At 40.4% G+C, this 11159-nt stretch carries 10 protein-coding genes; 6 read left to right on the forward strand and 4 right to left on the reverse strand.

The annotated features are described in order from the left end of the window. The first annotated feature begins 38 nt into the window (after window positions 1-38). The 3 genes from NOS7107_RS17910 to NOS7107_RS17920 all read left to right on the forward strand — a co-directional run bounded on the left by NOS7107_RS17910 (window position 39) and on the right by NOS7107_RS17920 (window position 2068). Entirely contained in the window at window positions 39-527 is a 489-nt protein-coding gene (locus NOS7107_RS17910) for a hypothetical protein (RefSeq protein ID WP_015114360.1), read from the forward strand. Between the two features lie 120 nt (window positions 528-647). Then, window positions 648-1517: a polyphosphate kinase 2 family protein gene (locus NOS7107_RS17915; protein ID WP_015114361.1), complete on the forward strand. Its 870-nt coding sequence runs from the start codon at window positions 648-650 to the stop codon at window positions 1515-1517. A gap of 323 nt (window positions 1518-1840) precedes the next feature. Then, complete coding sequence (locus NOS7107_RS17920; protein WP_015114362.1) at window positions 1841-2068, forward strand: DUF4327 family protein; 228 nt, start codon at window positions 1841-1843, stop codon at window positions 2066-2068. A 216-nt stretch (window positions 2069-2284) separates the two neighbouring features. Here the strand turns inward: NOS7107_RS17920 and NOS7107_RS17925 are convergent, their stop codons facing one another. From NOS7107_RS17925 to NOS7107_RS17940, 4 genes are all read right to left on the reverse strand, one after another. Beyond that, entirely contained in the window at window positions 2285-3391 is a 1107-nt protein-coding gene (locus NOS7107_RS17925) for a cell wall metabolism sensor histidine kinase WalK (RefSeq protein WP_015114363.1), read from the reverse strand. 11 nt (window positions 3392-3402) lie between these two features. Next, window positions 3403-4113, reverse strand: coding sequence for a response regulator transcription factor (locus NOS7107_RS17930; protein ID WP_015114364.1), 711 nt, complete (start codon window positions 4111-4113; stop codon window positions 3403-3405). 90 nt (window positions 4114-4203) lie between these two features. After that, entirely contained in the window at window positions 4204-4914 is a 711-nt protein-coding gene (locus NOS7107_RS17935; protein ID WP_015114365.1) for an NYN domain-containing protein, read from the reverse strand. A 1213-nt stretch (window positions 4915-6127) separates the two neighbouring features. Continuing rightward, window positions 6128-7069 (reverse strand): SGNH/GDSL hydrolase family protein, encoded by a 942-nt coding sequence (locus tag NOS7107_RS17940; protein WP_015114366.1) that lies wholly within the window; start codon window positions 7067-7069, stop codon window positions 6128-6130. Window positions 7070-7516: 447 nt separating this feature from the next. Here NOS7107_RS17940 and NOS7107_RS29050 point away from each other — a divergent pair, with 447 nt between their 5' ends. The 3 genes from NOS7107_RS29050 (at window position 7517) to NOS7107_RS17955 (ending at window position 11111) form a co-directional block, all read left to right on the forward strand. Continuing rightward, a complete protein-coding gene (locus NOS7107_RS29050; protein WP_015114367.1) occupies window positions 7517-7657 on the forward strand; it encodes a hypothetical protein in 141 nt (46 codons plus the stop codon). A 215-nt stretch (window positions 7658-7872) separates the two neighbouring features. Further along, window positions 7873-10767, forward strand: coding sequence for a glycerol-3-phosphate acyltransferase (locus tag NOS7107_RS17950; RefSeq protein WP_015114368.1), 2895 nt, complete (start codon window positions 7873-7875; stop codon window positions 10765-10767). Further along, a complete protein-coding gene (locus NOS7107_RS17955; protein ID WP_015114369.1) occupies window positions 10764-11111 on the forward strand; it encodes a cupin domain-containing protein in 348 nt (115 codons plus the stop codon). The genes NOS7107_RS17950 and NOS7107_RS17955 overlap by 4 nt, the downstream gene beginning before the upstream one ends. The last annotated feature ends 48 nt before the right edge of the window (window positions 11112-11159 follow it).

Genomic DNA, 11159 nt, shown 5'->3' on the forward strand with positions numbered 1-11159 from the left:
GTTAGGCTATTTGTATCCTCTTTTTTCTATAGCCTGCTATGGATTTTGAAGGCGAAGCTACCGCCACGACGGCTACAAAAAACACAGAATTTGCTCAATCAGTAACGGCACGTAAACCACTAGAATTGTTACGAGATACCGAGGCTTTGCTACGTCGGCCTACAGTAACAAAATTAGTGCCAATTTTACCCCCAAAATTGAGTAACAGAATGCAAGAAGTCTCAACTGTTGCAGAAACATCCTTGCAAAAATTGGCAGAAATTGACCTAGAGCAAATTAGTGACTGGGAATTACAGCCTATACGTCTACGCGTAGGTTTAAGCTTTGTTGGTTTTGGCGCACTCATGATATTGCTACTGCTACTGTACTTGAATACACTGCATCCAGAACTGAGTACAGTTGGACAGATTCGCCAATATTGGTATCAATATGTTTGGTTTGTTTGCTTGGGGATAGCGGGGATGTTTGTGATTGGTCGAGAAACTATGCGACCCACTATCAGGCCAAGAAAGCTCAAAAAAAGATAACATGAGCGATGTTTTATAGCAATTAAACTCAGGTGGGCAATACCGAAAATTCAATCAAAATCTTATTTTGAATCTGTGAAAATTGCCCACTCTACACACCATAAATACTTGATACTTTATATGAATCACGATGCTTTTATTGTGCCACCAGCTTCAAAGATTTCTCTGCTCAACAATTATGACCCTGCTTATACAGCTAATTATCATGACAGAAATGATGCAGCGCTTAAATTAAAGTCAGACATAGAAAGATTAGCCAAGTATCAAGATACGCTTTATGCTCAAAACAGCTATGCTTTGCTAATTATCTTTCAGGCAATGGATGCGGCTGGCAAAGATAGTACCATTAAACATGTGATGTCTGGGATTAATCCCCAAGGCTGCCAAGTCTTTAGTTTCAAATCTCCTAGTCACGAAGAATTAGACCATGATTACCTGTGGCGCACAATGAAGGCTTTGCCAGAAAGGGGCAGAATTGGCATATTCAATCGCTCTTACTATGAAGAAGTGTTAATAGTGCGCGTTCATCCAGAAATTATCCAAAAACAGCAACTTCCTCATTTACCAAAAGGTAATAAAATCTGGCAACAGCGATTTGAGGAAATCAATAATTTTGAAAAATATTTAGTAGATAATGGCATTATTGTTTTGAAGTTTTTTCTTAATGTCTCAAAATCTGAACAGAAAAAAAGATTTTTAGCGAGAATTGATGCTCCAGAAAAAAATTGGAAGTTTTCGGCTAACGATGTTAAAGAAAGGGCTTTTTGGTCAGATTATATGGCTGCTTACGAAGAAGTTTTTCAACACACTAGCACCAAACATGCACCTTGGTATATTATTCCTGCCGATCGCAAATGGTTTATGCGTATGGTAGTGGCTGATATCATCTGTTCTAAATTAGAGTCTCTAAAGTTAAAATATCCTACTGTCAGCGAAGAAGATAAGCAGCAACTTTTGCAAGCAAAGTATGCCTTAGAGCAAGAAGAATAGCTCATCATTGTATCAATTTAATCAATCTATATAAACTTTTCTAAATCTGCTCTACCTAGAGGCTGATCACAACTTTATGCAAATATGTCATTCTGGGCAAAGTGTAGATATTCAGAATTTGTCTACGTGTGACTGAATTAAAAGCCAAATTAATTAGATATTTTTATGAATATAAATTAATCTCCTCTATTACATAGCTTCAGCTAGGTTTTATGCTGTAGTTCTTCACAACTTTCTCAAATTCTTTTGATAATTTTAAGATAAAGTCCAAGCATTGATTGCTTGGGAATTTAATTCCTTGATCATAAACTAAGGAACCAGGTATGGACACTGCTGTTAAATACGACATTGAACTAATTAAAGACGAAGCACATCAACTAGTTAAAAAGGGACTTATTAGTCGTCAGCGACCAATTTATGCTTTGTGCAAGTATATCCCTGAACGTGACTGGGCTATTTTTGAACTAGAGCTTGAAAAAAATGAATTTTTGCTCCGAGATAGAATTATCGATCTATTGAGTAGTGAAAATTGGGAAGAAGATGGCAGTTGATCATCCAAGTTATTAATCTTGGGAGTGATTTGGCGGAAATAAATAGGCGATCGCCGCCCAGCCAGAGATAGTTAGTAAACTCACTAAACAAGAAGCCAGTACAAGAGTAGTCATCTCAAAAATGAATTAAAACTCTAGTTTGAATATCTTCAAACTATCAATTGAGTATGACAGTAATGCGACTAGCTTGTGTCAATTATTTGTCCCCTGGAAATATTAAGCTAAAGGTAGACAAAAACGAAATGTACTGCCAATTCCTAATTCGCTTTCTACCTGAATTATTCCACCTTGTAATTCCACTAAATGCCGAGAAATAGTTAAACCAATCCCAGTTCCGCCCGAATGGCGATCGCGCGATTGATCGGCTCGCCAAAAGCGCTCAAATACATGAGGTAAATCCTGTGCCGCAATACCAATACCAGTATCAATCACAGCAATCCAAAGTTGAGATGCTTCCGGCCAAAGTTGCACAGTGATTGAGCCATTGGTAGTGTAACGAACTGCATTTCCTACCAAGTTGACTAACACTTGTTCCGTACGATCAACATCCGCTAATACCAGAGGTAATGGTGTGGGGCAATCTAAACGTAGCACTGGCCCATCTTCTAACAGTTGTTCGCTAAATCTTTCTACTAAAGACTCTAATAAAGGAAGTAGATTTATCGGCCGTATTTTAATTGGTAAATAACCAGCTTCGGCCTTAGAAAGTTCTTGCAAATCATTCACTAATCTTTCTAAGCGTCTAGTTTCTCTGGCTAAACGCCGATAAACTTCCGGTGAAGGTTCTATTTCACCGTCTGCTAATTGTTCCAAGTAACCGCGCACAACTGTCAGTGGTGTCCGCAGTTCGTGAGTCATATCACCAATTAATTCTCGTCGCCGTGCTTCTACACCCTCTAAACTGGCAGCCATACGATTAAAACTAGCACCTAAGCGATTCAGTTCGGGAATCTCCGACAGAGGTAATCGCGCGTCTAACTCACCAACGGCAAACTTTTGGGTAATTTGTTCCATTTCAGTTAACCGCTGCATAATTCGTTTAGACACCCAGTAGCTCAATCCTCCTGCTGCTGTCGTACCAACGATAACTGACCAAATCGTGCTGCGCCGCCAAGCTGTTTCAAAACCTTCCACTAGTTCAGTACGGACGTTAATTAAATCTAACCCCTGACTTTGTAGTCGCTCTAAGTGCAGCACAAAAAAACGGGGTGACGAGACTTTACTAATAGTCACAAAACTAGCTACCCCCACAATCATGACCACCAAGTGGGAGAAAAACAAACGTGATGCCAAAGGCAAGGATTTCGTCCAAGGCCAACTCATGTTCATCACGCTCACGTTACAGCAGAGTCTTCAAATTTATAGCCAACTCCCACAACAGTTTTAATAAATAAGGGATTAGCTGGGTCAGGCTCAATTTTTTTCCGCAACCGCGCTACATGGGTGTCAACAACTCGCTCGTCACCAAAAAAATCATCTCCCCAGAGTTTATCAATTAGCTGGGTACGGTTCCAAACTCGCCCAGGATTACTGACAAAGGTACTTAATAAGTTAAATTCCAAGTTTGTTAAATCTAAAGTTTCTGCTTCTTGAGAATTTAACTGGCGAGAAGCCGTGCGTTGTTCTACATCTACGATAAAGTTTTGTGTCCGCGTGACTTGATGTTGTCCGCCTTGGCGGAGACTACGCCGCAATAACGCCCGCACTCTAGCTACTAACTCTCTAGGGCTGAAAGGTTTAACCATGTAGTCATCAGCACCAGTAGATAAGCCAATGACGCGATCGATTTCTTCACCCTTGGCTGTCAACATCAAAATATAAGGGTCTTTTGTACCTGGTTTTTGCCGAATTCTGGCACAAACCTCTAATCCATCCAACCCAGGAATCATTAAATCTAGAATGATTAAATCAGGCGGTTGCTCCTGAAACATCCGCAAAGCGTTCACACCATCGCGGCCAACACGACAAGAAAATCCTTCTTTTTCTAAAGACAGTTGGATTAACTGAGCAATTTCAGATTCATCCTCAACAATTAAAATTTCCATCGCAATTCAAAATTTAGCGGAATACGCAGAGTTATTTCCTGGCTTGCAATTGTACTCTAAAAATTGGCGATGGATGATAAGTAATGGAATTTACAGTTGAGAATTAGACAGTGACCGATAGTTGTAACCCAAATGGGAATCTTTTTGAATTTCTTGTTTGATGCTATCGAGATCAAGAAAATAATCAGCTACATCAATTAAACTATCACTGGTCATCGGTCGCAAACTCACGACTTCAACTCGTCCACCTTTGCTAGTGACAGCTTCGACAGCATAGGCTAAAGCGCCATCGCCACTGACCAAAATAGCAGTATCATAATAAGGCGCTAAAGTGATCATATCGACAGCAATTTCTACATTCAAATTAGGTTTTTTTGTAGTGTCTGTCAGCTGTGCTTCTTTGGTAACTACTCGATAACCATTGCGCCGCATCCAAAACAAAAAGCCTTGTTGTTTTTCATTCGCCCGCGGGCGTGCTGGTGTTGGTCTTGTAACATCAACTATTGTGTAAAAGAAAGCCCGTAATAACCGCGAACCAGAGGTTAAACGGCAAAGTAATTTGAGATAGTCAATTTCAATGCCTAGTTGTAAAGCTGCATGAAATAGATTGACACCATCAATAAAAATTGCAACTCGCCCACGGTTTAATCCGTTGATTGTTGAACTGCTAGTTCTCGGTTCTCTATTGTGATAATGGTTGCTTTTTTCAGGATTCTTCAAGACAATTTTCCCTGATGAAGGTGATTCTTCTTCCAGAGGTTTATAGGCATTTCTGGGTTTGGTAAAATTAGTGAAAGTCATTGAATCCTCGGAAATTTTAAATTTGTGAAGACTGTTGAGAAATGACCAAGAAAGCATCTGTGCTAGTTTATTTACATAGCAGCAAATGGTGTGAAGCTATTTGTGATTAAGCTGTTATCTGTCTAAGTTACACATCGGCTTGCAGAGTTTGTATTGTGTCATTAGTCATTGATATTGATGAGAGCAAATTGACAAATGACTAATGCGTTTATACTTAGCAGCACTAGCTTAATACACAGGTATTGTGTTAATTTTGCAGATTCCAAAAATAAACGCTCCAGAGTTATGAACTCTGATCAGAGCGAGTTTTACGAGATATTCCCTTTGCCTACAAATATAAGGCTCTTTCTCTATTCCCTCTGCATCTCAACTTACCACAGGATGCTAACACTTGCTCAAAGGCAATTTGTTTTAAGGTGAATAGCGAAGAGCGATCGCATCTATATTTTATTGTACAACTGTATGGCAAAATCCTTCAATCAAAATAAGCTTTGTATATTGATATCAACATATATCAAGATGTCAAACTCAGCATTGACTATAAAAATCTGCCAGAAAAATTCTCAAGTCTATACTTAGGTTGATGGCAGGTATAATTATTTAAAATTAATAGTAATAACAATTACCGCAATATTTGAGAATATTTGCTATTTAAAGTTTATCTACTGACAAAATCAGTCAAATAAGCAGTTAGTAAAATTGTCATCCAGATAACTTATCAACTTAACCTTTAATTCTTCTTAAGATGGAGTGCATTGATTGAGTAATAGCGCTAAATTTATATCTAGACTAGTCCACAAAATGTCTTTGCTCATCTCCTCCAGTGGTTATTTAACACCGGAGGTTATTTTTTGTCGGACATCATTGATTGGTAATGAAAATCAATAAATGCGTTGAGTAAAATAAATTACTTTCTAGATAAAAAATTAAGATATGCTAAGTAAGTTTTTCATCTTTCCTAAGCTATATGTTATTCTGGCAATAATTTGTACCTAGAGCAAAATGTTAGAAAAACTCCGGTTGTTTTGGCATTAGTTTGTTTTAGGTAGCCTAATAAAGAAAATCAAATAATTTTCTCAAACTGAGGAAAGAAAGTTGGTTTTTCTGTTGAATTCACTTTGTTTATAACACGATCGCGCCAGTTTTATTCCGCTTTGACTGGCGTTTTTTCTAGGTTTAAAACAATGAAAATAGGTGAATTTGGATTTTTGATCTACAAAATTTCTAGAAGCGATCGCTCAATTACACCACTCACGAACTGATTACCCTGCAAATTCATGTGAATGCTGTCATGATATAAGGCTTGAGCATGGGCAGTTTCATTCAACAGTGGTAAAAAATCTATATAAGGAATTTGCTGGGTTTTGGTAAACTCATTCAACCGTTGACGCGCTGTAACTTCGTAATCAAGGGGGCCAGGTTTGCCGAGTTCTCGCAATAAAGGAGTCATGGCTAAGAGAAACTTGCTGTTGTGTTGGCGAACTAGGGCTTGAATTTGCTTAATTGCTTCCAGATTCACACCCACGCGATCGCCTGGTTCGGCTAGAAGTGCTTTTAGTTCGGGAATTGGCTGTTGCTTAGTGATATAACGCTGCCATACTTCGACTAATGCTAAAGGTGGTTTACTATCTGGATAGTTGCGATCGCGGCCTACTGGTAAAGCTGTAGGAGTATGAGCAAACAAATCGTCAGTATTAATTAATAAAACTACTACTTGCGCCTCAAAACTGCCAAATCGCTGTAAATAAGCGAGTTCGTTTCTTGGCCCCCAAGAATTAGCCGAAGCATTCAAAACTTCGACTTGGGGATATTTGTCAGCGATCGCTGATGTTAGCGAATTCATGATTAAGCTGGAGATGGTATTTTTTTGATCCGTCCACCAGCCACCATTGGCGATGGAGTCTCCTAACAACAGTACTCGCAAGGTTGAAGGTGCAGGAATTTTAGCGATGGGGCTGCTACGCATGGAAAATTCGTTAATTTCAATGCGATTACCAAAGCGACGAGTGCTTTGATTTGGCGCTAGTAAGTAACCAATCTGGGAGTCGCCAATATAAACAAGGGGATTACCAAAACCAAATAGCGATCGCAATCCCATCTCAATCACAATTAGTAGTCCGATTACTCCCAAAATCATGAATATTACTACTTTCACTTGTTCACCCTCACCGATAAATTATGCAAATTTACAAGTATAAAGTAATCAACTATACTATATTTCTTCAGTGTTTTCTTCTGAAAGCAGAGATTTATCAACTAGTATATTCACTGAAAAATCTCATTAAATAATGCCCAGTATGATTGCTGGTGAATAAGTAAACTCAGGGATATAAAGGAAAGCTAGGTTTCTTCCCTTTTCCCAGGACAGGGTTAGGGCAGAGTAAAAAATATTTCATCTATCAATCATGACTTTTAAAACATCTTCTTATATTACTTCTTGGTATAAAGTGAGATACTACTACTAACGGCATAAGTAAATTTAGGGATGTATTTGTTGCAAAGCTTAAACAAAATAACAGGAGAAACTTAACTTGTTTTGCTAACAGAAGGACTACAATCAAAACGGACAAATTAGGACTCTAACGAAGGAGGATTAAAGGCTATGTCCGACTTAAATAGAGGAATTATGAAATTTGAGGGTGCAGACTCTCCAAAATTAGTGACTATTTCGACTGTGTTGCTTTTGGGTTCGATTGCTGGCCTGATTATTTGGGCGCTGCAAGCGGCTTATGCCCTAAATTAAATCAGTGAATAGTGAACAGTGAACTTTTATCAAGGTTTCAATCGGGTATTTGAACCCGATTGAAACCTATCACGTCACTTTTTAGAAGTGAGGGACTTCAACCCAGATATAGCTGATCACTGATGACTGTTCACCGTTAAAAAACTTCAAAAAGATTTTAGACTTTGCGATTTGAGATTTTAGATGCAATATAAATCTAAAATCCAACATCAACAATGCTTGAACTTTGGGGTGCCTTAGTTATTTTAATTGCCTGCCCCTTATTAGGCGGCTTACCGCTAATAGCCTGGATTACCAACGGGTTAACAGGTAGGCGATTGTCACAAATAGGCACAAAAAACATCAGCGTCTCTGCTGCTTTTTATCATGGCGGCACTTGGGTAGGGCTTTTGGCGGTATTGTCAGAAGCCTTAAAAGGAATTGCCGCAGTTTTTCTGACTCGTGCTTTTTTCCCAGATGGATCACCTTGGGAAATAGTCGCCCTGATAGCCTTAGTCTTAGGTAGATTTTGGTTAGGCAAAGGGGCGGGAACCACTAATGCTGCTTGGGGATTTCTCATCCATGATCCCCTAGTGACGGTATTTGTCAGTTTTTTGGCAATCACGACATTTTTAGTATTTCGTGCCAAAAAACCAGTAAAGTACGGGGTGTTAGTTTTGTTTCCCTTACTTGTGACTATTGTGCATTCGGATGATTTATTTAGAATGCTGGCCGCGATCGCCTTAGCTGTATTATTAGGCTGGATTTATCGGCAAATGCCTGACGATTTAGATTTACCAGCCCAAGAAGCACAAACAGATACACAAGCAACATTAGAAAAGTTACAGGGCGATCGCCCAATTTGGACTTTAGATAATGAATTAGATGGGGCAATAGTTGGGCAGAAAGCTGCTACCCTCTCGCAAATTAAGCGTTGGGGTTATCCTGTGCCGAAAGGTTGGGTTGTTGTCCCAGGTGCTGATCCAGAAAAGTTAATCGCCATTCTTCAACCATCAGATTTATCGCCGTTAATCGTGCGTTCATCAGCCATTGGGGAAGATTCCGAACACGCTTCCGCCGCTGGACAGTATGAAACTGTAATTAGTGTCACCAGCAAACAGCAACTGCAAACAGCGATCGCCCAAGTGCGTGATTCTTACAATCATCCAACGGCTGTACAATATCGTAGCGATCGCGGTTTACCAGAAACAGCAATGACTGTACTGGTGCAACAGCAAGTGCAAAGCGTATATTCAGGCGTGGCTTTTACTCGCGATCCCATTACCCAACAAGGTGATGCGATCGTCATTGAGGCTTTACCCGGTAGCCCCATTCAAATTGTTTCTGGACAAGTCACACCAGAACCATATCGCGCCTTTGTCGTCGAGACAGATAATATTTCATCTATTCATATAGAAGGTACAGGACAAGTCCCCCAGTCCATCCTCAAACAAGTCGCTTACCTCGCCCACCGCATCGAAAAACGTTATCACGGTATACCCCAAGATATTGAGTGGAGTTATGACGGTCAAACTTTGTGGGTGTTACAGGCGAGGCCGATTACTACCCTGTTACCTATTTGGACACGCAAAATTGCCGCGGAAGTGATTCCCGGTGTGATTCATCCTTTAACGTGGTCAATTAATCGCCCATTAACTTGTGGCGTGTGGGGTGATATTTTCACAATTGTTTTAGGCGATCGCGCTTCTGGGTTAGATTTTACAGATACTGCTACACTGCATTACTCCAGAGCTTATTTTAATGCCTCCCTCTTAGGAGATATTTTTCTGCGGATGGGTTTACCGCCAGAAAGTTTAGAATTTCTCACCAGAGGCGCAAAAATGAGTACACCGCCGTTGCAGTCAACAGTGCAGAATCTCCCAGGATTAATGCAGTTGCTGAAACAAGAATTAAATTTAGACAAAGAATTTAAGCAAGACTACCGCCAATTATTTATTCCTGGGTTATCTCAATTAGCCCATGAATCAATTGAGGATATGGAGTCGGCAGAAATTTTAGCCAGAATTGACTTTAACTTAGAACTACTGCGACGTGGTACGTATTACAGCATTTTAGCGCCCTTGAGTGCAGCAATTAGACAATCAATTTTTCGGGTGAAAGATGGGCAGATTGATAACAGTGTGACACCAGAAGTCGCCGCCTTGCGATCGCTCAGTGCTTTAGCCGCCGACGCGAGACAAGTATTACCAGAGTTTGAACCAGACAAAGTATTTGAACAGTTAGAACAAACTCCCGAAGGCCAAAAAGTTCTGTACGAATTTAACGAACTGCTAGAAGATTACGGCTATTTAAGTGATGTGGGGACTAATATTGCTGTTCCTACCTGGAAAGAAGACCCCCGACCGATTCAGCAGTTATTCGTCCAGTTGATTCAAGGTAATCAACCGGAAACAGGCGATGTTGACCCAATTAATCGCGCCTTATCAGGTAAACGCAAGCGTGGCTTTGTCCAAGAACGTGTAGATATTAAAGGACGGGTAACAGAGGTTTATTCCCGGCTATTAGCCGAATTGCGCTGGCGATTTGTGGCGATTGAGAAAACTTGGCTAAAATCTGGGTTACTCAAAACAGCCGGAGATATTTTCTTTTTAGAAATAGCCGAAGTTAGACAACTAATTGCCGAAGTTGAGACACCGTTGCGAGAACGCTTACCAGAAATTATCGAATATAGGCGATCGCAATTTATTGAAGATAGCAAAATTCCCCAAGTCCCAATTTTAATTTACGGCAATACACCACCGCACCCCCTGGCACCTTCTCCCATATACTCTGACCAAGTATTACAGGGTATTCCCGCCAGCCACGGACAAGCGGTCGGTCGAGTCAAAGTTGTGCGGAACTTACAAGATCTGCCCTACATCGACCGCGATACCATTTTAGTTGTCCCCTACACCGATTCTGGCTGGGCTCCTTTGTTAGTTAGGGCTGGTGGACTAATTGCGGAAGCTGGCGGGAGATTATCTCATGGCGCAATTGTCGCTCGTGAATACGGTATTCCCGCTGTGATGGATGTCAGAGGTGCAACTTGGTTATTGCAAGATGGTCAACGAGTCCGCATTGATGGATCTAGGGGTATCGTAGAACTATCTAACGACTTAAGGCCACAATGATTACCACTTCCCTCAATAATTTGCCGGAAGAATGCGTTTCACACAACCCCGATATCAAAAAAAAGGTGATGTTACGCCTTGGCGAAATACCTCACCTCACTAACTTTTCTCAAGCCCGTTTTGCACCCGGACACACTGCACCAGCACACACTCATTTAGATATGTGTGAAGTATTTTTTGTCGAAGCTGGTTCTGGTGTCATTCGTGTTGACAACCAAGAATATCCTTTGCTTCCCGGAAAGTGTATTGCAATTGAACCTGGGGAAGTTCACGAAGTCATCAATAATGGCGAAACTGAACTTGTTCTCACCTACTTTGGTTTACTCGTGGAATCACAAGTGTAATTATTTGGGGATTTTCAATTTATTCCACTGATATATCTGGGGGTTCTC

The organism is Nostoc sp. PCC 7107, from assembly GCF_000316625.1.
In the GTDB taxonomy this organism is placed as follows: domain Bacteria; phylum Cyanobacteriota; class Cyanobacteriia; order Cyanobacteriales; family Nostocaceae; genus Nostoc_B.

Coding starts and splice junctions, on each gene's coding strand:
- NOS7107_RS17930 (WP_015114364.1), bottom strand. CDS start 4,113: ATGGAAATTTTAATTGTTGAGGATGAATCTGAAATTGCTCAGTTAATC.
- NOS7107_RS17935 (WP_015114365.1), bottom strand. CDS start 4,914: ATGACTTTCACTAATTTTACCAAACCCAGAAATGCCTATAAACCTCTG.
- NOS7107_RS29050 (WP_015114367.1), top strand. CDS start 7,517: ATGTCCGACTTAAATAGAGGAATTATGAAATTTGAGGGTGCAGACTCT.
- NOS7107_RS17925 (WP_015114363.1), bottom strand. CDS start 3,391: ATGAGTTGGCCTTGGACGAAATCCTTGCCTTTGGCATCACGTTTGTTT.
- NOS7107_RS17950 (WP_015114368.1), top strand. CDS start 7,873: ATGCTTGAACTTTGGGGTGCCTTAGTTATTTTAATTGCCTGCCCCTTA.
- NOS7107_RS17910 (WP_015114360.1), top strand. CDS start 39: ATGGATTTTGAAGGCGAAGCTACCGCCACGACGGCTACAAAAAACACA.
- NOS7107_RS17920 (WP_015114362.1), top strand. CDS start 1,841: ATGGACACTGCTGTTAAATACGACATTGAACTAATTAAAGACGAAGCA.
- NOS7107_RS17915 (WP_015114361.1), top strand. CDS start 648: ATGAATCACGATGCTTTTATTGTGCCACCAGCTTCAAAGATTTCTCTG.
- NOS7107_RS17955 (WP_015114369.1), top strand. CDS start 10,764: ATGATTACCACTTCCCTCAATAATTTGCCGGAAGAATGCGTTTCACAC.